At 68.0% G+C, this 22,032-nt stretch carries 21 protein-coding genes and 3 pseudogenes; 7 read left to right on the top strand and 17 right to left on the bottom strand.

Annotated elements, in window-relative coordinates:
* Positions 1-121 precede the first annotated feature (121 nt).
* The gene (locus ABZW14_RS28480; protein WP_355352242.1) at positions 122-502 is read left to right on the top strand and encodes a hypothetical protein; all 381 of its coding nucleotides are present in this window, start codon (positions 122-124) and stop codon (positions 500-502) included.
* A gap of 311 nt (positions 503-813) precedes the next feature.
* Here ABZW14_RS28480 and ABZW14_RS28475 read toward each other — a convergent pair whose 3' ends face one another.
* From ABZW14_RS28475 to ABZW14_RS28455, 5 genes are all read right to left on the bottom strand, one after another.
* A complete protein-coding gene (locus tag ABZW14_RS28475) occupies positions 814-1,437 on the bottom strand; it encodes a hypothetical protein (protein ID WP_355352239.1) in 624 nt (207 codons plus the stop codon).
* 441 nt (positions 1,438-1,878) lie between these two features.
* Complete coding sequence (locus ABZW14_RS28470; protein WP_355352236.1) at positions 1,879-2,193, bottom strand: hypothetical protein; 315 nt, start codon at positions 2,191-2,193, stop codon at positions 1,879-1,881.
* Complete coding sequence (locus tag ABZW14_RS28465; protein WP_355352233.1) at positions 2,190-2,978, bottom strand: transposase; 789 nt, start codon at positions 2,976-2,978, stop codon at positions 2,190-2,192. Before ABZW14_RS28465 ends, ABZW14_RS28470 begins: the two co-directional genes overlap by 4 nt.
* The gene (locus ABZW14_RS28460) at positions 2,927-3,544 is read right to left on the bottom strand and encodes a transposase (RefSeq protein WP_355352230.1); all 618 of its coding nucleotides are present in this window, start codon (positions 3,542-3,544) and stop codon (positions 2,927-2,929) included. The genes ABZW14_RS28465 and ABZW14_RS28460 overlap by 52 nt, the downstream gene beginning before the upstream one ends.
* Before the next feature lie 351 nt (positions 3,545-3,895).
* Positions 3,896-4,162, bottom strand: coding sequence for a hypothetical protein (locus tag ABZW14_RS28455; protein ID WP_355352227.1), 267 nt, complete (start codon positions 4,160-4,162; stop codon positions 3,896-3,898).
* 417 nt (positions 4,163-4,579) lie between these two features.
* Between ABZW14_RS28455 and ABZW14_RS28450 the strand changes: the two genes are divergently transcribed.
* The 3 genes from ABZW14_RS28450 to ABZW14_RS28440 all read left to right on the top strand — a co-directional run bounded on the left by ABZW14_RS28450 (position 4,580) and on the right by ABZW14_RS28440 (position 6,864).
* Positions 4,580-4,759, top strand: coding sequence for a DUF397 domain-containing protein (locus ABZW14_RS28450; RefSeq protein ID WP_154226556.1), 180 nt, complete (start codon positions 4,580-4,582; stop codon positions 4,757-4,759).
* A gap of 727 nt (positions 4,760-5,486) precedes the next feature.
* A complete protein-coding gene (locus ABZW14_RS28445) occupies positions 5,487-5,687 on the top strand; it encodes a hypothetical protein (protein WP_154226557.1) in 201 nt (66 codons plus the stop codon).
* A 709-nt stretch (positions 5,688-6,396) separates the two neighbouring features.
* Positions 6,397-6,864 carry a hypothetical protein gene (locus ABZW14_RS28440; RefSeq protein ID WP_355352224.1) on the top strand — a complete coding sequence of 156 codons (468 nt, stop codon included), beginning with the start codon at positions 6,397-6,399 and terminating at the stop codon, positions 6,862-6,864.
* 71 nt (positions 6,865-6,935) lie between these two features.
* On the opposite strand, the pseudogene ABZW14_RS28435 reads toward ABZW14_RS28440, so the two are convergent.
* A pseudogene (locus tag ABZW14_RS28435) lies at positions 6,936-7,376 on the bottom strand (ionic transporter y4hA); the annotation flags it as partial.
* Between ABZW14_RS28435 and ABZW14_RS28430 the strand changes: the two are divergent.
* Positions 7,300-7,851 (top strand): hypothetical protein, encoded by a 552-nt coding sequence (locus ABZW14_RS28430; RefSeq protein WP_355352307.1) that lies wholly within the window; start codon positions 7,300-7,302, stop codon positions 7,849-7,851. The pseudogene ABZW14_RS28435 and the gene ABZW14_RS28430 sit on opposite strands and share 77 nt — an antisense overlap.
* 56 nt (positions 7,852-7,907) lie before the next feature.
* Here the strand turns inward: ABZW14_RS28430 and ABZW14_RS28425 are convergent.
* Positions 7,908-8,012 (bottom strand): annotated as a pseudogene (locus tag ABZW14_RS28425) (transposase); the annotation flags it as partial.
* A 28-nt stretch (positions 8,013-8,040) separates the two neighbouring features.
* On the opposite strand from ABZW14_RS28425, the pseudogene ABZW14_RS28420 reads away from it, so the two are divergent.
* Together ABZW14_RS28420 and ABZW14_RS28415 are read left to right on the top strand one after the other, a co-directional pair.
* Positions 8,041-8,283 (top strand): annotated as a pseudogene (locus ABZW14_RS28420) (transposase); the annotation flags it as partial.
* A 195-nt stretch (positions 8,284-8,478) separates the two neighbouring features.
* Positions 8,479-8,622: a hypothetical protein gene (locus ABZW14_RS28415; RefSeq protein ID WP_154226559.1), complete on the top strand. Its 144-nt coding sequence runs from the start codon at positions 8,479-8,481 to the stop codon at positions 8,620-8,622.
* 241 nt (positions 8,623-8,863) lie between these two features.
* Here the strand turns inward: ABZW14_RS28415 and ABZW14_RS28410 are convergent, their stop codons facing one another.
* The 10 genes from ABZW14_RS28410 to ABZW14_RS28365 form a co-directional block, all read right to left on the bottom strand.
* Positions 8,864-9,730 (bottom strand): alpha/beta hydrolase, encoded by an 867-nt coding sequence (locus ABZW14_RS28410; protein WP_355352221.1) that lies wholly within the window; start codon positions 9,728-9,730, stop codon positions 8,864-8,866.
* Positions 9,731-9,747: 17 nt separating this feature from the next.
* Positions 9,748-10,431: an alpha/beta hydrolase gene (locus ABZW14_RS28405; protein ID WP_355352218.1), complete on the bottom strand. Its 684-nt coding sequence runs from the start codon at positions 10,429-10,431 to the stop codon at positions 9,748-9,750.
* Positions 10,432-10,534: 103 nt separating this feature from the next.
* On the bottom strand, positions 10,535-12,805 hold the full coding sequence (locus tag ABZW14_RS28400; RefSeq protein WP_355352215.1) for a helix-turn-helix domain-containing protein: 2,271 nt from the start codon (positions 12,803-12,805) through the stop codon (positions 10,535-10,537).
* 61 nt (positions 12,806-12,866) lie between these two features.
* Positions 12,867-15,635 (bottom strand): LuxR C-terminal-related transcriptional regulator, encoded by a 2,769-nt coding sequence (locus tag ABZW14_RS28395; protein WP_355352212.1) that lies wholly within the window; start codon positions 15,633-15,635, stop codon positions 12,867-12,869.
* A 526-nt stretch (positions 15,636-16,161) separates the two neighbouring features.
* Complete coding sequence (locus ABZW14_RS28390; protein WP_355352209.1) at positions 16,162-16,632, bottom strand: hypothetical protein; 471 nt, start codon at positions 16,630-16,632, stop codon at positions 16,162-16,164.
* Between the two features lie 14 nt (positions 16,633-16,646).
* Positions 16,647-17,837, bottom strand: a complete 1,191-nt coding sequence (locus ABZW14_RS28385) for an ABC transporter permease (RefSeq protein WP_355352206.1) — start codon at positions 17,835-17,837, stop codon at positions 16,647-16,649.
* A complete protein-coding gene (locus ABZW14_RS28380) occupies positions 17,834-18,526 on the bottom strand; it encodes an ABC transporter ATP-binding protein (RefSeq protein ID WP_355352203.1) in 693 nt (230 codons plus the stop codon). The genes ABZW14_RS28385 and ABZW14_RS28380 overlap by 4 nt, the downstream gene beginning before the upstream one ends.
* Complete coding sequence (locus ABZW14_RS28375; RefSeq protein WP_355352200.1) at positions 18,523-19,767, bottom strand: biotin/lipoyl-binding protein; 1,245 nt, start codon at positions 19,765-19,767, stop codon at positions 18,523-18,525. Before ABZW14_RS28375 ends, ABZW14_RS28380 begins: the two co-directional genes overlap by 4 nt.
* A gap of 41 nt (positions 19,768-19,808) precedes the next feature.
* Positions 19,809-21,305 carry a HAMP domain-containing sensor histidine kinase gene (locus ABZW14_RS28370; RefSeq protein ID WP_355352197.1) on the bottom strand — a complete coding sequence of 499 codons (1,497 nt, stop codon included), beginning with the start codon at positions 21,303-21,305 and terminating at the stop codon, positions 19,809-19,811.
* The gene (locus tag ABZW14_RS28365) at positions 21,302-22,006 is read right to left on the bottom strand and encodes a response regulator transcription factor (protein WP_355352194.1); all 705 of its coding nucleotides are present in this window, start codon (positions 22,004-22,006) and stop codon (positions 21,302-21,304) included. Before ABZW14_RS28365 ends, ABZW14_RS28370 begins: the two co-directional genes overlap by 4 nt.
* Positions 22,007-22,032: the final 26 nt, after the last annotated feature.

Here is a 22,032-nt window from a genome sequence, read left to right as displayed (position 1 = left end):
GCGCCACTGTGGCAGTGGCCGCCGGGCGCGCGGTCCGAGACACGAGAGCCGACTTCAGTCTGTTCCGTAGCGTCCGTACGTGTGTCAAGGCCCGCTCGAACCCTGAACTGGGGGATGTGTAATGGTGACGAAGTCGTTAGTTGATGTGTTCAACGAGGCAGTTGACTACGGGGTCGAGGGCGCGGTGCCGGTCGGTACGCCGGTCGGGGTTGCAAAGCTCTCGCATGTACTGCGGGTTTTCAATGCCATAATGAGTGGCGGCCTGGGATTTGCGGTGGAAGTTATCGAGCCGGACGAGTTCAAGCGTGCTGTAGAAGGTTTCCGATACCTTGATTTAGACGAGGTCGGGAACCTTCTCGCGGAATTGGTTGAAAGTTACGGGAGTTCTGATTATGACTTGCGGAAGGAAGAAATCTTGGAGCATGCGCTCAACCTTGGCGCGCCGGTCAATGACGCTTTTCGCAGGAAAGTTACTGAGGTTCCATCTGACTTCGGGGTTTGATAGCTGAATTCTTGAGGAGCCTGTTCCGCTTCAACGTCTGACACCCGGGCTGGGTGACCAACTGGGTGACGACCGGGGCGGCCGACGCCGGACGCTCACGGACGATGGTGGACTGTCCCGGCAGCTCATTCCGGCTACTCGCCCAGCTCATCGACGGCTGATCATTCTTCCGGGACGAAGGGGTCAAGCTCCACCAGTAGGACACCAGCGGAGCTTGACATCCATAGGAGCATCGGGATGACAGGGGCGAGCAGAGGATATGTTCGTGCTCTTGACGCTCGGTAACGAGGGATTAGTGAACGCATCGAAGTCTATAGGCCCGTTGGCTGAGCCCCGGCCGCTTCCCTCTCGGCAATGAGCTGGTTCCTGACAGCGGCCGCAAATCGATCGTGCGCCTCTACTTGCACCGAACCCTGATCCTTCGACGCGTGACCTCGGGCAATCCTTCGCCACGAATACTTTTCTTTCACGACCGCTCCAATCACCATGACGACGAGTAGAACGAGCAGCAGAGACAGGGTCGTGCGATCGGTGCCGACGTTTGCGAGTCGCAAAGCAATTAGACCGGTGCTAATGAGGCCGAGAATGCCGAAGGTGGTGCCGAAAGCGCCCAGCCTACCGAGAGTCAGGCATCGCGCGCAGAAAGGCCAACGGTCAACCTTCATTGGTGGGAGCATCTTCCTGTCGAGGGCTAACACGGCAAGGATCAGAGGTGAGACCGTAATCACGGGCGAAACCTTAGCCCTGAGCACAATGATTACCAGACCGGCGACACCAATCAATGCGGGCAGGGCAGACCACACCCATTCAGGGGTTTTCTGTTTGAACTCGACTTCTCGATCGTCCTCAGCCAGCTTTCCGTGCCGGGCGCACAACTCTAGCCGGACGGGGTTGAGGCTACTTACCCACGCAGTGGGCACGTCAACTCTTTCCACTTGTCCTCCTCGCTGGACGAGGCATGCTACAACGATCGATCAATCCTCGCCTGCCCGACTCGAGCTGAAGAGGCCGCGTGGGAGCGCGAGTAGCGAGGCGGGCAAGATCTCCTCATGAAGATCATCGGGCACAGATCCGGCACAGCCGACATCGAAAACCCATGCGAGACGTCAAGAGACACCGAGGGGCCGCGAGCCAGGTCAGAGGATTCATAGGCCTGCTTTCGGCGGATCTGCCGCCGCGTCGCGGCTAAGGGGTTCTAGCAACAGCCTCACCCAAGGCCCGTGCCCGATCCGTGCCCGACGAAGCGGTCAACATCGGCCAGTAGGGGCGGATCGTCGAGCTTTGGCCAGGTCGCCGATGCCCCCCGACCAGCAGGCACCACGCCCGGAGGCCGGGCCTTAACCCGATTCCCAAGCTGACAGTGCGAGTTGATCAGGTCATGCTCGCCGCTCTACGTCGCTGGGCCGGACCCTGAACTGGGTGGTTCCGTCCTCCGCTTTCACGTGGTCCGGCACAGTGCTAACGACGAGGACCTGATCCTCCTGCTGACCGACGACATAGCACCTCACGAACGCCAGCTCGGGGAAAGGAGCGCCGGGAGGGATGGCGTCATCGAAGAAGATCGGGACCTTGTCGACGAAGAACCACGTTCGTCCGTCGGCGTCGACCAGGCGCACACGGACCCACCCCGGCCAGTCTTCGTCAACCCATGCGATCGCCTCGCAGCGCAGCAGGCTGGCGGAACCCATCACCGGGCTGATCCTGCCAGGTCTCCCCGTGGTCGGCGCGCGGCTGCCTGGGGCACACAGGGGGCACGAGACACTGTCAAACGAAACTTAGACGGACGGCGTGTGGGGCTATGCCGCGAGTGCGGTGAGTTCGGCTTGGTGGCCGAGGTCGTGTAGTTGGCGTAGCAGGCGGTTTTTTGCGGGTCTCCGGGTCGTCTCGCTGGGTGTAGTAGTCGGCGCCGAGGTCGGTGTAGGTCTGATCGTTGGCGAGTAGGTGCCAGACGATGACCAGGACGGTGGGCGATGGCGACGGCGGCTTTCTTGCTGCCGGTCTTGCCGAAGCGTCGGTGCAGGCGGCGGTAGCGGGCGCCGAGTCGGGTGCGGGTGCGGGAGGTGGCCCAGGCCGCTTCGACCAGCACGGTGGCGAGGTGCGGGTTGCCGTGGCGGGTGGTGCCTTTCCTGCGTTTGCCGGCTGATTCGTGGTTGCCTGGGCACAGCCCGGCCCAGGACGCGAGATGAGCTGGGGTGGGGAAGCGGGTCATGTCCACCCCGATCTCGGCAATGATCGTCTGGGCGGCCCGGTCACCCACCCCCGGAATCGTCTTGAGCCGGTCCCGCTGTGCCGCGAACGGGATGATGACCTGCTCGATGCGGGCGTCGAGCTTGCCGATCATGTCGTTGAGATGGTCGATGTGGGTTAGGTGCAGCCGACACAGCAGCGCGTGGTGGTCGGCGAACCGGCCGGCCAGGGCGAGGGTCAGATCGGGGATCTTCTTGCGCAGCACCCCTCTGGCCAGGTCGGCCAACACCGCCGGATCCCGCTCGCCGGCGAGAGCGCTTCGATCATCGCCCGGCCGGAGACACCGGTGGCGTCGGAGGCGACGGAATCGAGCTTGATGCCGCCGTCTTCGAGGACCTTGTGCAGCCGTTGGGTCTCCCGGGTGCGTTCCTCGATCAGCTTCTTGCGGTAGCGGGCCAGGTCCCGGATCGCGGCGATGTCGGCCGGCGGGATGAAACTGCCGCGCAGCAGCCCCACCTCGCACAGCTCGGCAAGCCAGACCGCGTCGGAGGCATCGGTCTTACGACCCGGCACGTTCACGTGGTGGGCGTTGCACAGCAGGACCTCCAGCCCGTCAGCCTCGGCCAGGGCGTGGAAGACCGGACGCCAGTAAACGCCAGTGGCTTCCATCGCCACATGCGTGACCTGCTCGGCGAGCAGCCAGGCGGTCATCTCCCGCAAGGCGCTGTAGAAGGTGGGGTACTTGCGCACCTGTTGGCGGCGCTGCCCGACCTGCTCGCCCGGGACCCGGACCGCCACCGTGATCTGCTTCTTGTGCACGTCGATCGCCGCGACCCGCGGATACACGATCTCCACGACGCCTCCAGGTGGAGCTGAGCCGATAAGGCGTCGCTCGCGGAACCCGCGAAAGATCAAGAAACTCAGACACGCGCTCGCAGCGGCAACCCGGGTACCTACCGGGACGGGCTCCAGCGTCACTCTTGTAAACGGACTCGTGGTGCCAAGTTCTGTCGACGTCGGCGGGCGACACATCGAGTTTCACAAACGCGCGGGTGCCCGGCCAGGGGCATCTCCCTCTTCTAAGCGAGACGTCCCGGGGTGGGAGAAGTGACGGAGCGGCTGTCACGGGGGAACTGCCGCTCCGTCGCGGGGGAGCCTATGGGGTCCGATACGGCGAGGCAGGGTCAGGGTCAGGTTGCACGGTGGCTAGCCCTGCTTGGCATGGTCGAGCAGTCGGGTAAGGGCGTAACGGAGCACGCGGGCCTGGCCCAGGTCCAGCAGGCATTCGCACTGTTCCTCGCTCATCCTGATGTCGAGGCCGATACCGACGAGTGGGCCGTCGGGTAGGTCCCGCTGCCACAAGAAGGCCCGCACGTCGACCGGGTGGTGGCCTGGCTGGGATCTGGCCCAGAAACGAGAGCGGTGGATGCCGTTGTCGTGGCTGACGCACCAGGAGGGATGCCCGGCGGCCATGGGCCCACATGCCTTTCTAGTGGTAGTCCGACTTGGACCGGTCGAGCTGCGGGAGGTGGCCGGGGTGGGTTGGGGTGAGCCCTTTGGGGAAGCGCCCACCCCGGCCGGTGACCGGCCCGGCAAAGCCGATCGCCCTTGAGGCGACACCCGGGCAGATTCCGTTACAGCCAGCCTGGAAGGACCTAAACCGGGTAGTCACGCGGTCACAGGCATGAAAGCCCACCAATACCTGCCGGACAAGTGGGGCGCACGAGCGCTGCTGGCATCGGACGTATCTGCTCGGCAGGCCGAGGTTCAGCCGGAGTTTCCGGCCCCTGTGACGCCTTCGTCGGCTTTGCCGCTTAGACGAGATGACCGACCGCCTATTGCTCTGCCGGTCCGCCGCGTGCAGGCCGGCCAACCGAAGGAGAGAACCATATGCAGTGGATTCGCCCGAACCGATGCGATAACTCCGGACCGAACTGCCTCGAAGTTGCCCTCGCGCCGGACGGTGGCCGGCTGTTGCGGAACTCCCAGCGGCCGGAGGTCACGATCAAGGTTGACGCGCAGGAGTGGGCGACCTTCGTCGACTCTGTGAAGGCCGGCCAGAACCTCTGAGCGGTTGGATGGCGGGGCGACCCGGGAATTCATGGAAGACGAGCCGCCCCCTCCCATCTTGCAGGACTAAAGCGCCCTGGCCGGACGTCCCCGGATTTCTAAATGCAGCCGCCGCTGACCACTGGGTGATCGGGCCCACTCCGACCGGAGGTCCCGCCGGTGGCCTCCCGCCGAAGTATTCGGCGGTTAGTTGGGACCGGGCGGGGCCGCTGGGGGGTCGGCTGCGGCCCCGCCCGGTCATGGAGGCCGCGCACCGCGGCCTTCACCATCGACAGGCGTCGGACATAGCTGGCCTGTTACATCCTTCGGATTCCGGCATGCCGGATTTCCCCGTTCTGCTGCCGGATGAGGAGTGATCCCCTGCTCCGGCATGCGGCCGTCCATGGGGCAGTTGACTGTTGACCTCCGTATGACCGGCCGTCACGGCGGGCGTTGCCGTGGGTTACCCTGCGGGCCGGCAAGGTCATCGGGCACAGGCCGGGCAACTGACGCCGACATTAGCTGCCAAGGGCTGTAAGGCAACGTGATAGCTCGCCCAGGTCAGAGTGCCGATCCGTCCGATCTGACATGGTCCACAGGCCGCCCGAGGGGTTCAGGGTTCAAGCCCCGGCCTCAGGGTGCCGGCGTCAGCATGGCTTCCTGACGCGACCGCCGAGGCTTGTAATCGAGAGATTCCGGCTTGGCGGGTGGGACGATGTGCCGGCCCAACGCGGGGCATCATGTGGGGGTGGAGGACTGGGACGAAACCGACAGGCTCATCATCGAAGGCCGGAGGATCCAGGCTGTGCAAGCGATCCGAGCAGCCCGCGAGTGCATCATCCCCGATGCCCTTGACATGCTGGCTGGACGGTACGCATTGCTCCGAGCAACCCGTCCCGACGACCTCACACAGAGCGACGAGGATTACTGGGCAGGGTTCTACTCCTGAGCCATGGTTGCAGTCCGCTGTTCATGATCCGGCAGATGTCCGGAATGATCATGCAAGCCGCTGGTCGCGCAGCTTCTAATCTCGCAGATAGGCTGGCTGAGTTGTGACCAGCTTCCTAACCCGACGCTCCAGATATGAACGCAGGCCGCTGACTTGCGCACTCTTCAAACACTAGACATTCTTTCGGGTCGCATACGGGCCTGTTGTGCTCGTGTGCGAGAGACCGGCAGGTGGGCAATGGTTCACTCGCCCGAGTGCCTTCAAGAAAGGAAGTGAACGCTGCCCGTACGCGAGATCAAGGTCAGGCGCCGCTGGTGGTGACACCCGTGCGCGACATGGACCGGGATGTTGTCCCCGCGCTGAGCGGGCAGCGAAGTTGGTTGCCCGCCGATCTGGATGAGCGGGCGTTGGCGTGGCCCAGCCGACCCATGAGCCCTGCAAGGTCTCTTCGGCCACTCCAGCTTGGTGGCCACCGCTGCCGTGCCCAGATGCTGTCGGCGCTCGTGGCGACGCGGGATGAAGCCACATGGTTGTTCGCGGCACAACGGCATCGATGTCGCGAGAATCCGCGCCACGTTCCCTCCCCGTCGTGCGCCGAGTGGCCCGGGTCCTGGCTTCAGCACCTTATGAGGACGCCGCGCGGGGCCGGTGCCCAAGCCCGCCGGAGGGGGGCGGCGCCGGGAGATCGAGACGTCTACTGTGGCCGCTCATGCACACCGAACCCATCGTGATCGACAGAGTCGCCGGCCCCGTGGTGGTCGACGTGAGCGTTTGGAAGAACACCGTCCTGGTCGGCGGAATCCCACAGCAGGGCCGCCGAGGCGTCGTCCAGTTGCCCGCCGTCGGGGGCGGGTGGCTCCGCGCCAAGCTGAAGCAGGCGAATCTCTTCGACCCGTACCCCGTCATCGAGGTCGACGGGGTGAAGCACCGTACCGGCCCGGAGGTGCCGTACCCGCTCCGGCTCCTGGGTCTGCTGCCGTTCCTCCTGATCATCGGGGGCGCGCTGCTCGGCGGCCTGATCGCGCTGCCCTGCATCGCCGCCAACCGCGCTATCGCACGCAGCGACCGGTCGACGGCCGCGAAGGCGTTCCTGATGATCCTGGTCCTGGCGGCCGGCGTCCTGGGTTACCTCTGCGCGGCGGGCATCTACTGGTACGCGGCGGGCCAGCCGGAGTGAGCACGGCGGGCGTCTCTGGCGGTGGCCGCGACCGCCGGACCCGGGCGCCCGCCGCTACGGACTGGCGGCGGAAAGACGAAGGCCGCCAGCAGCACCAGGTGCACGCCGCCCTGGAGCACCGTCGCGCGACCCGGCACCACAGTCAGCACGCCGGCCACCGCGGTGAGCGTGAGCAGCGTCAGCTGGGTGCCGTCCAGGCCGAGCAGCAGCGGACCCTCCAGCCAGATCGAGGCCAGCGCGATGGCCGGGATGGTGAGCCCGATGCTGGCCATGGCCGAACCGAGCGCCAGATTGAGGCCGATCTGCACCCGGTCCTGGCGGGCCGCGCGGGACGCCGCCGGGGTCTCCGGCAGCAGCACCAGCAGGGCGATGACCACCCCGTCGAACGCCTGCGGCAGGTTCGCCGCCGAGACGACGCCTCGATCGTCCGATGAGATGGTCTTCGCGTCGCCGACGACCGCCACCAGCGCCACGATCAGCAGGGCCAGGCTCGCCAGGGCCGCCCGGGCCGAGGAGCCGCCGGGCGGCCGTCCAGGTGTGGGCGCCGGCGAGGAGTCCGCGGGCTGGGCGATGGTCCGGACCGGCCGGGCCGACGCGGAGTCGCCGCGCCCGCTCGCCGACCAGCTGCGCCGGATGCCGGCCGAGACCGCCGCGACGGCGCTTGAGGCGCTGGCGCACCGCTGGTCGCAGCAAGCGCCCCTGCCCGGAAAGGCGAAACAGCGCCGCCATCACGTCGTGCGCGCTGATGATCGGGGCATGTGGGAGCGGGTCGAGGTGCCGGCTGTCGGGGGCCCGGTCGACGGCCGGTCCCTGCTGGTGCCCGTCAACGACACGGGGCTGCCGCCGGAGAGCATCGGCCAGGAATGGTTGTGGGTGGAGTACGGCGGGGAGCTCCTGGACGCCGACGTCGACGGGGTGTACGAGCTCGAGCCGGTCGCCGGTGCCGGGCCGCCGTGGGTGTACATCTGGGCGCCCGCGCGGCGCTGACCGCGGCCGCCTGCTACAGCCCTGGTCCGGTCGTCTCCCTGGCGCCGCGTCGAGGAGATCACCGGATAGACCGGGTTCAGGGGCCGGCTCTGCCACTCGGTCATCCCGTCGATGACCTTGTCGGTGATCGTAGAGATCGTCTGCCATGAGACCTCAGCGCCACACACCTAAACCAGGTCAGCCTACGGCACGAGCTTGGCGAAGCTCCCGCTGCCTTGCGCCACCGACGGCCGCCTGGTCTTGGCGGTGGACATGGACATCACCTGCTGGCTGCGGCCGGACGCGCACCCTTCGACGGAGCGGGTCCTGTGCCACACGTACGGCCGCCGCAAGGACCAGCACGTGATGATCCCTGGTTCGTTCGTTACGGCGTTGGAACCCGGTCGCAGTCCCTGGACTGCGCCGCTGGATGCTCAGCGACTCACGCCGGGCGATGCGCCGAGAGGTCGCGCTGGGGTCGACATCCTCCTATGGCTCCTTTCGCGGCATAGTTCTGCCTCACCGCCGCCGGTCGCGCCAAGCGTTCGATGGGCGGCCACGGCTTGTGTTCCTCGTGTACCAGCCGTCGATCTGCATCAACTAGACCAAGGGCACCACGTAACGGCAGGCTCCAATACCCTGCTGCCCATGACGATCGCTCTGAATGCTCTGGACACCCTGGCCGACGGCCACCGCACGGGCGGCGCTCTCGGCGGCGCCCTGATCGGTGGTGTTGCCGCTGGTGTCTTGTACGGCATCATCTACCTGGTCCGGAAGTTGAGGGACCGGTAAGAATGTTCCACCCTAGTAGCAGGGCCAGATGCTGAGGCCCACATTTGGGTCCGAACCGCGCTTCGGCCTGCATGAACAGGTCGGCCACACGGTGCCGATGCAGCGCGGGACCTGCTGACCGCAGGGTGGCGGCCAGGGTGAGTTGCCGGGTTGGGCCACACGCTCAATCGGTGAGTCCGGCTCGTCACGAGGAGAGTGCCCCGGTCCATGGTGGTGGACCGGGGCACTCTCGTCACAGGCGTCAGCAGGTGGCCCTGGCGGCGTCGGTGATGAGGTTGGCGACGATTCGGGGGTTGCTGAGCATGACGACGTGGGACGCGTTCGGGACTTCGACGACCTTGCGCATGTTGGCGCGGGCGTACATCCACCGGGCGCACGCGGGCGGGATGGCCTTGTCCTGACCGGCGAACAGTCCCCAGCACGGGATCGTCTTCCAGGCCGCGGCCGTGGTCGGGAAGATGAAGGAGTCGGCGTCGAACGGCCGCTGTGTGGCCTGCAGGACCCGGAAGGCGCTGGTGGAGATGTCGGCGGCGAAGGCCGCCTTGCCGTCCTTGCTCAGGTACAGGTCGATGCCGGTCGTTCCGTCGGCCTTCGTGTACGGGACCCCGACGCTCACCGGCCCGACCTCGCTGCCCGGGAACTTGGTGATCAGCTCGCCCTGCGTCTCGCCGACCTCGGGCACGAATGCCGCGATGTAGACCAGCGCCTTGACGTTGGCCTTCCCGGCGGCTGCGTTGGTGATGACCGTTCCTCCCATGGAGTGCGCGACGAGCACGACGGGTCCGGGGATGGAGTCCAGCAGACTGGCGATGTACGGGGCATCGGTCGGGATGCCTCGCAGCGGGTTGGACCCGCAGACAGTGGTGTAGCCCTTGGACTGCAGCTCCTGGATGGTGGCGTTCCAGCACGACGAGTCGGCGTAGCCGCCGTGCACCAGCACGATTGTGGGCTTGGTGCCGGTGGTGCCGGTGGTGCCGGTGGTGCCGGTGGTGCCGGTGGTGGCGGCCTCGGCGGGGCTGCCGATGATCGCGGCGGCCGTGGCCGCTGCGGCGGTGGCGCCGATGCCCGCGACGAGCGTGCGCCGCGAGATGGTGGAGTCGGTATTCATGGGTTTCTCCGATCGGGTCAGCGGCTCGCGGCCTGGCGGATGAGGTCAGCGACGGCCTGGGGCTGGGAGGCGTAGATCGCGTGGCTGCCGATGGCCTCGACGGTGACGGCACCAGCGCGGCTGGCCATGGCGCGCTGGGCGGGCGGGGGGATCATGCGGTCTTCGGTGGCGACCAGGTAGAAGGCGGGCTTGTGCCGCCACGCCGGTTCGGTGACCGCACCGGCGAGGGCGCCGACGCCCCAGGGCACCTGCGAGTCGGCGAGGAAGGCCGCTTCGTCGGCGGGCAGGTCAGCGGCGAAGGAGTGGTGGAACTTGTCCCGGTCGAGGAACAGGAACCCGTCGCGGGGTGGCAGGATCGGCGGGACCGGGGCGCCGGGCGGCGGGTCGGCGATCAGGGTGTTGACCGACTCGCCCTTATCCGGCGCGAACGCGGCGATGTAGACCAGCGCCTGCACGGCGGGGTGGGTGCCGGCCTCGCTGATGACCGCTCCGCCGTAGGAGTGGCCGACGAGTACGGCCGGGCCGTCGAGGCCGTCGAGGATGAACCGGGTGGCTTCGACATCGCCTTCGAGGGACATCGTCGGGTTCTGGACGATCTTGACGTTGAAGCCGTCGTCGGTCAGGCGCCGGTGCACGCCCAGCCAGCCCGATCCGTCGACGAAGCCGCCGTGCACCAGCACGACGTTACGGATGGTACTCATGCGCTGCTCCTGGACATCGTGAGCGGCAGGCAGGTCGCCCACCGCTTCGATCTCCATTGCATGGTGTGGCGCTGCGGTGAACCAGGCAGAACCACATGCAGAACTACGAAGCTCCGTCAGCGCTGATCGCGGTTGCCTTCTGTCGGCATTCGGCGGTCCGCTCGTTCTCGCCGATCGACTCGAAGACCTCGGCGGCCCGCAGCAGGGCTTGGCAGGCTTGCTCGGGTTCGTCGGGAAGGTAGAGGTCGGCGAGCATCCACAGGATGGTGGCTTGCTGGTAGCGGTTGTGGGCGCCGTCGAGCAGGTCAACGGCGCGCAGCATGAGCGGGAGGCCCTCGTCGGTGCGGCCCGTGTCGCCCAGTACCTGTGCGATGCGCGACAGCACAATGGGTAGGGTGTTGTCGGCAATGATTGGTGTCATGCCCGAGGTCGGGTCCTCGGCCAGACGGTGGGCATGGGCGTAGCAGGTCAGGGCCTCCTCGGCGTCGCCGAGTCGGCGCGCGATGAGGCCGCGCGATATCCAGCTCTGGCAGCTCGCATCAATGTCGCCGAGCTTGTCGAATAGTTCCGCTGCGGCCATGGCGCAAGTGCGGGCGGCTGGCAGGTCGCCGAGCTTGTAGTGGGCGCTGGCCAGGTAGTCCAAAGACCACGCCTCCTGGAGCGTGTCTCCAGCCGCACGCGCCAGGTCCAGCGCTTTCCCGGCGTAGTCCAGTGCGGGTCGGATGTCTCGCCAGGGCAGGGTGAAGGTCCAGGCCACGTAGTTGAGGAACTCGGCCTGTAAACCGAGGTCGCCCAGGTAGACAGCTGAGTCGTGGCCGAGTTGGAAGACATCGCGCCACTGCTGCCAGTGCAGCCATCGGTCGGAGAACCAGTGCAGGGCGGCGACCGCCGCCACGACGAGGTCGTGGTCACCGGCAAGCGCTGCGGCTCCAAGCGCAGGGAACCAGTGTTCTGCTTCGACGCGGATCCACGCGTCGGCGTCCTCCGCCGACGCGAACGTGGCGTGTTCCCCGCGCGGTTCGAACCACTGCCCAGCTGTGCGCAGGGTCGTCAACAGCCACGTCACCATCCGCCGACGCGCCGCAGCGACCTCGGCCGCGGAGTTGTCCCGCTCCAGGCGCTGGTGCGCGTACAGCCGAACGAGATCGTGGAAGCGGTATCGGCCGCCTGCGGCCGCCTCCAGAAGGCCTAAGTCGACCAGGTCGTCAAGCTGATCCTCGGTGTCGGCCAGCGCCGTCTGGGCGATGACAGCGGTCAGGAGTGCACTGAAATCCAGTCCCGGTGCCACTGAAGCCGCTCGGAACACGTCACGGGCACCGTCGGGCAGCTGCTCGTAAGACATCGCGAACGCTGCAGCGATCTTCAAATCCCCTGCGGTGAGCTGGTCCAGGCGCCGCTGGCTGCTCGAAAGTCGACCCACCAGATCCGCCACCGTCCAATGCGGCTGCGCTACGAGACGGTTGCCAGCGATGCGCAGGGCCAGCGGCAGGCCGCCCAGCATCTCCACGAGGGTTTGCAGCTCCTGCGGCCGTGGCGCATCGCCGCGTTCGGCGACGATGCGCCACAGCATGTCGTACGCGTCGACATCCGGCATCGGATCCAGGTGCAGCCGTTGCACGCCTTCCAGACCGGCCAACAGCCGACGACTGGTGACCAGCAGCTGACTGGCCCCCGCCCCGGGCAACAGCAGGCGTACCTGTGCCTCCGACGCCGCGTCGTCGACGATCACCAGGACTCGGCGATCGCGCAGCAACTGCCGGTACAGTCCGGCTCGCTCGTCGGTCTCCTGCGGGATCTGCTGCTCGCGCACACCCAACGCCCGCAAGACCCGGGACAGTATCTCGTCGCTGCCTAGAGGGCGTATACCCATTCCCGCGGCGTCAACGAAGTGCACTCCACCGGCGAAGGTGTCGCGCAAGCTGTGCGCCGCGCGTACGACCAGACTGGTCTTTCCCAGGCCAGCGCCGCCCGAGATCACCGCCGTACCCGACTGGCCGGGCGCGCCCGGCTGTCGGTACACCACCCGGGTAATCCAGGCCAGCTCGGCTGCGCGGCCGGTGAAATCGCCGACCGACCCCGGTAGCTCGCACAGACCCGTAGCCACGGCCAGGTGCACCGACCGGGTCCGCCCGGCCTTGGCCAACGCCAGGAACGCCTCCCGCGGTGCGCCATCCAGCTTCAGCGCGTCGGCGATCTGCGCCACGGTACGCCGCTGCGGCCCGAGCGCTCGGCCGCGTTCCATATCGCTGAGCGCGCGCACGCTGACCCCGGATGCCTCCGCCAGCTCCTCCAAACTCAGTGCGAGCGCGTGACGTGCCGTGCGCAGGGCGGCGGCAAATGTGGCGGTCGGCTCACTCGAATCACGGTCGATCATGGTGTGACGTTATGGACGGCGGTTGAGCCGTCGCGTCTGTCAGATGACTGAATCCCGCCCGTCACATGCTGTCGTCCCCGTCGATGAACATCATCACTCTGGCCAGTTCAGTACGCGTCTTCACACCCACCTTCGGATAGATCCGGTAAAGATGGCTACCAACCGTTCGCGGGGACAAGAACAAGCGGCTGGCGATCTCCCGATTACTCAGTCCTTCCGCGGCCATCACCGCCACCTGCAGCTCCTGCGGCGTGAGATCCTGGCGGGCGTCAGCGCGGCGACGCACCATCTCGCCGGAGGCCCGCAGCTCTCGCTGCGCGCGGGCAGCCCACGGGGCCAGCCCGAACGCTTCGAAGACGCTCAGCGCCGCCCGCAGATGGGGCCGGGACTCGGCACTGCGCTGGTTGCGGCGCAGCCGGGCGCCGTACGCCAGATGCAGCCGAGCCCTGGAGAACGGCCATTTGCCGGTCGGCAGAGACAAGGCCGCCCCGAACAGGTCGTCGCCGGACAGCAACGCCTCGGCGAACGCCAGGCCGGCTTGCAGGGCCGGTGATTGCGAGCGTTGCGCCACCGGGGTCAGGCTCTCCGCAAGCACAGCGAGCTGCCTCTCGCGTCCCGCGCCGATGGCGGCGTCGGCGAGGTGCTCGAACACCACCCAACCGGTCGGATAGTGGTAGGCGATGTCGCCCGGATCGAGAATCCGCGCCAGCTCTTCGAAAGCTTCATCGAACCGGCCGGCTGCGAGCGCGGTGATGCCTCGCACCTCCTGGACGAGGGCCAGCATCGGGTGAACACCCACGGACAACAAGACCCGTTCCGCTTCGGCGGCCAGGTCCAGAGCAGTCTGCGCATCGCCGCGCAGCGCCGCGACCTTCGCGCCGATCATGTCCGCGGTGAGTACCCACAGGGGTTGTGCCGTTTCCGCGGCGAGTTCGTGGGCTTCGGCGGCGGCAGTCCGCCCGAGGATCGTGTCGCCCATGTGCGCCGCGGCCCACGCTTGCGACACCAGGGTCTGTGCGAGCTGGCCGAGCATGCCGCGGGAGCGGTAGTCGGCGATCGCCCTCGCCGCGAACGACGCGGCCAGGTCGATCGCACCCAGGTTCGACGCAGCGGTCGTCATCATCTGCGACTCTTCGCCCCGGATGTCGACCCGGCCGGTCCGGTGGCGCATGCCTGGCAGCGCGAGGGCGCCGCGCTCGATCGGATCCGCGAGGGCGTACACCGACAGCAGCCGAGCGTCATCGGGGTCGGCGCCCATCTGCTCGGCGGCGGCGACGAACGCGGCACGTACCGGCGGCTCGGGATTGGCGAACGAGCAGCGCACGCCGAGCGAGGCAAGGAGGTCCAGCGCCCGGTCCGCGTCGCCCTCCCGCTGCAGTTGTAACGCCACCTCAATCGAGGCAGGCAACCTGTCTGCACCCGACCAGGCCGGAGTCAGATAGGTCTCAGCCAACCAGGCCAGATGGACACGGTCAGCCGGATACAAATCGTCCGCACCCGCCTCGGAGATCAGACTCTCCAGCGCGCCAATGTCGCCCTGGTACGCGGCAGCGTTGGCCGCCGCAACCCGCCATCCACCCCGGTCTCGCCCCGGCTCGGCCAGCTGGATCGCCCGCTGCCAGGCAGCGATCGCCGTGACAAGCTCGCCACGCTGCCGCGCAGCCAACGCCACCTGCGCCAATTCGTCGGCCAGATGCGGGGCGCGGCCGACCGACGCCGACGCACGATGCCAGATCCGCCGGTCCGGCTCGGCCACGACATTGCTCAGCGCGGCATGGGTCTCAGCACGGCCTGCGACGCCTGCCAACTGCTGAATTGCCGAGCGCACCAGAGGGTGGCGGAACCGCACGCGGAATACGTCGTCGACCTCAATCAGTCCTATCGCGACAGCCGATTCGAGGTCGGCGACCGATGCGCCTTCGGCGATCTGGTCCGCGGCGCTCAAGATCTCATCGAGCCGGTCACGGTCGTTCACGGCTGCCACGCACAGCAGCGTCCGCGTGCGCGCGGGGAGTTCCTCGGCCATCGTGCGGTACGCGCGATCGAGCCGCGTATCCAGAGACACCAGGCCCAGCGGAACACCTCGTTCGCCGAGCCGATCCGCTGCACTCGCCAGTTCGATCACGCCCAGCGGATTACCAGCCGCCTCAGCGAGCACTCGGGCCCGTAGCGCCAGCGGCAACCGCGGCGCTACCTCATCGATGAGAACGCCACAGGCCTCGGGAGACAATGCCCCGATCTCCAGTTCCGGCAACCGCGCGCCCACCAGACGCCGCCGCGCCACCTCGCCCTCGCGTACGGCGAACAACACCAGGATCGGCTCGGACTCGACACGCCGGGCAATGAAGGTCAGCGTTTCCCAGCTCGACGGATCGACCCACTGGGCATCGTCTACCAGCAGAACGTTCGGGGCGTCCTCGCCTGAGAGCAGGTTCAGCGCCTCCAACGCCGTCGCGGTCGAGTTGCCCTGCTCGGAAACGCTCGAACCCAAGAGTGCCCGCAGTGCCGCGTTCGGCAGGTGGAACTCGGCCTGAATACCGGAAACCGCCCGCATACGAAATCCCCGGCGCACCGCCTCGGCCTGGACATACGCCAGGATCGACGACTTCCCGATCCCCGGCTGGCCCCGCAGAACCAACGCGCTGCCCGCAGTGGGAAGCCGGTCGAGCAAGCCACCGACAGCCGACTGCTCAGTTTCGCGTCCACAGAGCGTCATCTGCCGATCTTGCCACGCTACAGCAGTGAGCTTCAGTACCTGGCAGCGTCGAGACTCCGCGACCCAACTGCCGCGCTCCGGTACCGCGTCGACCCGCACCGCGGCCTCATCCACGCCGGCAACGATGCAGAGTTTGTGTTGCCCTCGGACATCAATCGGAACGACAGACGCTTTTGGCCGCTGGCCTGGCATTACTCAGGTCGGCGGCCTTGATCGTTTTCGGGGCTGTCGCCGCCACGGGATCACCACGGGATCACGGGCTCTGAGCCCGGATGACGATGCACGGGTTGCGGCACTCGCTGCTTTCGCCGACCCCGCCGCGAGAAGGCCTGGTGAACGCCATTCCCGTCACTCCCCGAGCCACCGCAGGGTACTCGGGGTTGAAGACCGTGGCCTTGCTGGCAATTAGCCTCGCTGTGCCGGGCCAGCGATCAGCGTGACTATCTCTGCGGTCATAACGTGGGCCGGGCCAGCTAAAGGCGATGCGGCTGCGATCGCGGGTGGCGGCGGTGGTCGTCGCGTCTGAGGGGTGTCGCCGTCTCGACGAGGCGGCGGAGGTGCTGGCCAGGTACCGCGCCCAGCGCGCTCAGCGGGACGGCAGGGAGGGAGCTCGGTAACCCGTGGGCCTGAACCGCGACGTTCAGCCGGTTTTCGTGACCGACGACGCGGCCAGTGAGCCGTTCGTGCCGGCGTCGCCGTCCACGCTGACCTTGTCGCCGGCCTTGAAGCTCTTCAGGTCTCCGGGGACCTGTATGGCCGTGTCGCCGTTGGTGCGGACGGTGACCACCGCACCCGACTCCGTCTGGAGATAGATCGTGGTGCCGTCGACGAGTTTCACGGTTCCGGTGGTGCTCTCGGCACGCTGGGGCCTGCCCTGGGCGCCGACCGAACCACCGCCCGGGAAGGCTGTGGGTGGGGTGAAGCCTCCCTGCCCCCGGAGCCCGCCCGGCCCGGTAGCGGTGGGCTGCACGCCGAACGCCCGCTGTGCCGCGGTTCCGGCCATGAAACCGCCGACCAGGAGCAGCGCCACAGCGAGGACGATCGTCGTCCTGTTCCACCAGCGGCGGTTCGCCGAGGCGGCCAGTTCGGCGTCCAGCGTGGATACGGTCACAAGGTTCTCCCGGGTCACTCGTAGCGGAGGGCGTCGATGGGGCGGAGGCTGGCGGCCCGGTTGGCGGGCACGCTGCCGAAGAAGAGCCCGATGGCGACCGACACGCACAGGGCGAGGGCGATCGAGCTGGGCACGATGACCGGCCGTACGCCGACGATGGTGAAGTTGCTGCCGATGAACGCGGCGGCGACGCCCAACCCGCCCCCGATGAGGCTCAGCATCGTCGCCTCCGCGAGGAACTGGGTGAGGATCACCCGGCGTGGTGCGCCGAGCGCCTTGCGGATACCGATCTCGCGGGTCCGTTCGGTGACCGTGACGAGCATGATGTTGGTGATGCCGATGCCGCCGACCAGCAGGCTGATGCTGGCCACCGCGCCGAGGAGCGTGGTGAACGTGTCGGCCGTCTCGGTCTGCGTCTGCAGGAGCTGGGAGGCGTTCTGGATGCGGTACGGCTGGGTGGTGGAGCCGCCCGGCACCTGGATTCGCTGGGACAGGATCAGGGAGACCTGTGACTGCGCGTCGGTCACCTTCTCCGGGGTACGGGCCTCGACGACGATCGAGGTGAGTGGCCCGTACCCGGTGAGGGCCTGCTGGACCGCGGTCAATGGTGCGATCGCGACGTCGTTGGCGTCCATGAAGCCGGACGCGCTGCTCTTCTCGTCCAGCACACCGATGACCGAGAACAAAGCGCCGTTGACGGTGATCTCCTTGCCAACCGCGTCGACGCCGGGGAACAGTTCGTCGGCGACGGTCTGCCCGATCACGACGACCGGGCGGCCCTGCGCGATGTCGTCGGCGGTGAAGGCAGCGCCGGCGCCGATCGGCGAGTTCGAGGCCGCGAAGTAGCTGGGGGAACTCCCGACCAGTTGTTGCACCGAGTGATCGGTGCCCTGGTAGGTCAGGGTCGCCTGAGTGCTGGTGACGGGCGAGACCGACGCGACGTCGGGTGCGAGAACCGGGTCGTGCAGCGCCTCGGCGATAGCCGGGGTGAGGGCGCCGCTGCCGCCGACGCCCTGCACGGTCAGGGTCTTGGTGCCCAGCGCCTCGATTCGGTCGGCGACCTGACGGGCTGAGCCGTTGCCCACGGCGACCAGCAGGATCACGGCCGCTACGCCGATCAGGATGCCGAGCATGGTGAGACTGGAGCGGAGCTTGTTGGCGCCGATCCCGCGTACGGCGAAACGCAACACCTCGAAGGCACTCATGCCAGCACCCGCTGCCGGACGTCGGTGACTATCTGGCCGTCCACGAGCCGGATCAGACGGCTCGCGCGGGCGGCGACGTCTTCCTCGTGAGTGATGAGCAGGATCGTGCGGCCGGCGGCGTGCAGGTCGTCGAAGATGCCGAGGATGTCCTCGGTCGAGCGGCTGTCGAGATTGCCGGTCGGTTCGTCGGCCAGCACCAGCGCGGGCTCGGTGACCAGCGCCCGGGCGACCGCGACGCGCTGTTGCTGCCCGCCGGAGAGCTGGTTGGGCTCGTGGTCGCCGCGCTGGGCGAGGCCGACCATGTCCAGCGCGCCGCGTGCCCGTCGCCGACGCTCGGCTGCCTTGACGCCCGCGTAGGCCAGCGGAAGCTCGACGTTGGCCACCGCGGTCGTGCGGGGGATCAGGTTGAACGACTGGAAGACAAAGCCGATGCGGCGGTTGCGCACCAGAGCGAGTTGGCGGTCGTTCAGCCGGCTCACGTCGACGCCGTCGAGCAGGTATTGACCCGTGGTCGGGATGTCGAGGCAACCCAGGATGTTCATCAGGGTGGACTTGCCGGAGCCAGACGATCCCATGATTGCCAGGTACTCGCCGCGCGCGACGGTCAGTGACACTCCGCGCAGCGCGTGTACGGTGGCGGCGCCTTGGCCGTAGACCTTGGTGATGGTGCGGACGTCGAGGACGGTCACCGGCCGCCTCCGGGACGCCCGCCGCCGGGGAACCCTCCGCCGCCGGGGAACCCTCCGCCGCCGGGACCGGCCCCTCCGCCGGGGAAACCGCCGCCCGGCCGCGTCCCCTGGTTGGAGTCGGTCGACATGGTGATCAGAACCTGCTCTCCGACGGTGAGCCCCGATTTGATCTCGGTCGTGCTGTCGCCTTCGAGGCCGATCTCCACCGCGCGGACGACCCGCTGCTTGTTGTCCATAACGGTGACGGTGTGGCGGTTGCCCGCGCCGGTTACGGCTGCTGAATTGACGTACAGGACGTTGTCGGCCTGGCCGACGATGACCGACACGTTGACGCTCTGGCCGGCGCGTACTCCCTCGGGCAGGTCGTTGAGGGTGAAGGTGACCCCGTAGGTCACGACGTTGTTCTCCGTCGTCGCGTTGGGGTCGATGGCGGCGAGCTTCGCCGCCGACCGCGCGCCAGGTAGCGCGTTCCAGGTGACGGTGCCGGTCTGGCCGGCCTTGAGCTTCGTGGCATCGGCCTCGGCGACCGAGGCGGAGACCTCTAGACGGCCCAGGTCGGCGATCTCGATGAAGCCGGTGGACGACGTCTGGGCGTCGCCACCGCCGGAGGCGCCGCCCGGGGAGTTGCCGCCGCCGTTCGAGGCGTTGCCGCCGCTGCTGGCGCTCCCCGAGGCCGATCCGCCGACGGTGCCGTTGACGGCGGTCACCGTTCCCGCCATCGGCGCCTTCAAGGTGGTGCCGGCCAAGGCGTCCTCGGCCTCGTCGACGTCCAGTTCGGCCTGGTCCACCTGCGATTCAGCCTCAGAGGTGTCGCCGTCGGCGTCCTGTGCCCGGTCGAGCGCGGCCTCGGCGGCGTCGAGGTTGCTCCGGGCGGCGGTGAGCTGGCGCCGCGCCGCCGTGTCGTCGACCGACGCCAGGACCTGCCCCTTGGTCACCTTGTCGCCGACCTGCACGCGGATCGCGGTGACGGTTCCGGATGTGCCGAACGTGGCAGTCGCCGTCGACGCGCTGCGGACAGTGCCGGAGGAGGAGACCGTCGCGGTTACCGTGCCCTGGGCCGCGGCGACGGTGCGGCTGCTGCCGGCACCCGGCTCGGCGGCCTTCGCGGTGTTGAATGAGGTGTACGCCCAGGTGGCCGCGCCGGCCACCGCCAGGGCGAGTATGAGGTTGACGATCAGGGCGGGCGGCGTCCGCAGTCTCGCAAACGACGGCCTGCCCAGTCTCGGGAGGCTGTGGCGCATGCGCGCCAGCTTGCAGGAGACGGCTCGGAGCGAGCCCCGCGTCAGCTCAAAGTTGACTGGGAACCGGTGGGCAGCAGCACTCGGAACGCGGCTCCCTGGCCGGGGCTCGTCTCCAGTTCGACCCGGCCGCCGTGGCCGCTCACGATCGCCGCGACGATCGACAGGCCGAGCCCCGAACCGCCGTTGCTCCGGGCTCGGCTCGGATCGGCCCGGTAGAGCCGTTCGAAGACGCGCCCGGCGTGTTGTGAGGGCAGGCCGGGGCCGCTGTCGGCAACCTCGAACACCGCGATCGGCGTACGACGTAGCGGCTCCTCGCCGGCCACGGCGGCAATATGCCGGCGAGGTCGGTACGTCGCCAGCCGGCCGACCCGCACGGTGATGTCGGCGTTCGGCGGCGTGTGCTGCAGCGCGTTGGCGACCAGGTTCGTGGCGACCTGCCGGAGGCCGTGTTCGTCGCCGAGCACCGTCACCGGATCGAAGGCGCACTGGTCGCCGCCGAAGCTGGCCAACTGGACCCGGCGGTCGGGGCGGCGGGCGTGCGCGTCACGGATCGTGTCCGCGGCGATCGCGAGCAGGTCGACCGGGCGCCGCTGCGGCTCCCGCTGACGGTCCAACCGGGCCAGCAGCAGCATGTCCTCGACCAACAGGCCCATCCGAGCGGCCTCCGCCTCGATGCGGGACATCGTCTCGTCGAGCAGCCGACCGGGCGGGGCACCGCCGCGCCGGTACAGCTCGGCGAAGCCGCGGATCGACGTGAGCGGGGTACGCAGTTCGTGCGACGCGTCCGCGACGAACTGCCGTAGCCGCTGCTCGGACGCGGTCCTCGCGGCGACCTCCGACTCGATCCGGTCGAGCATTGAGTTCAGCGCGATGCCCAGCCGGCCCGACTCGGTGTGCGGGTCGGCGTCGTCCACCCGGTGGGTCAGGTCGCCTGCGGTGATCGCGGTAGAGGTGCTCTCCATCCGGATCAGTGGGCGCAGTCCCATCCGGACCACCGCCGCGGCGACCAGCGCGAGCAGGAACAGCACGATGATCATCACGACCAGGTCGATGGCGAGCAGCAGGTCCGCCGTGGCCTCGACCTGGCGAAGCGAGATGGCGGCGACGGCTATACCACCGTCGGGCTGGGTAACCACCGTCACCCGCCAGTGATCCTCGCCATCGACTGATTCCACCGTGTACGGCCCGGCGTCCGCCTTGTCGCGCAACGCGGCGACCGCCCCTACCTGAGGTGGTGAGATCTCGTCGGGCGACGGGGACGGCAACTGGCGGCCGTCGGAGTCGAAGAACAGAATGGTGCGGTACAGGTCGAAGCGGCCACGGGGGAACGGATTGTCGCCGGCCTGGTCAGGTGGCAACGGGCGGGCCGCGATGTGGCGCATCCCGACGAGTTGGTTGTCGATCTGATCGGTGAGGTACTGACGCAGCAGTACGATGCCGGCCGTGTCGGACACGACCAGAGCGACCGCGCTCAGCGCGGCCACGGCCACGACGAGGCGGGACCGCAGCGTCCAGCGCCGCCACCTGGGCACCTTCATTCGTCCGGGGGCCGGCGCAGCGCGTACCCCACACCACGGACGGTGTGAATCAACGGCGGCTCCCAGCAGTCGATCTTCCTGCGGAGGTAGTAGACATACGACTCGACGATCCGACCGTCACCGCCGAAGTCGTAGTTCCAGACCCGGTCGAGGATCTGCGCCTTGCTCACCACCCGGCCGGCGTTGACCAGCAGGTAGCGGAGCAGGTTGAACTCGGTCGGTGACAGGTCGACCAGCCGGCCGCCGCGGCGTACCTCGTGCGCGTCCTCGTCGAGTTCGACGTCGGCATAGCGCAGGATGCCGGTGTCGCCGTTCGGCTCGACGCGGCTGCGGCGCAGGATCGCCCGGATCCGGAGGACGACCTCTTCCAGGCTGAACGGCTTGGTGACGTAGTCGTCGGCGCCGACGGTCAGGCCGGAGATGCGGTCCTCGACCGCGTCGCGTGCGGTCAGGAACAGCACCGGTACGTGCGGTCCCGGCCCGGAACGCAGGCGCTGGGCGACCTGGAAGCCGTCGAGGTCGGGCAGCATCACGTCGAGCACCACGAGGTCGGGGTCGAACTCGACCGCCGCCGCCAACGCCTCGTGCCCGCTGCCGGCAACACGCACGTCGAACTCGATGAGCCGCAGCGTCGCCGACAGCAGGGCACAGATATTGGGCTCGTCGTCGACGACGAGCAGTCGGGTCAACCGTCCAGCCACCTCATTCTTCTATCGGAGGTACCTCG

Source organism: Micromonospora sp. NPDC004551 (genome assembly GCF_040609975.1).
Lineage (GTDB): Bacteria > Actinomycetota > Actinomycetes > Mycobacteriales > Micromonosporaceae > Micromonospora.
The sequence above is the reverse complement of the archived record's forward strand: the minus strand, read 5'-3'. Positions and strand labels throughout refer to the sequence as shown.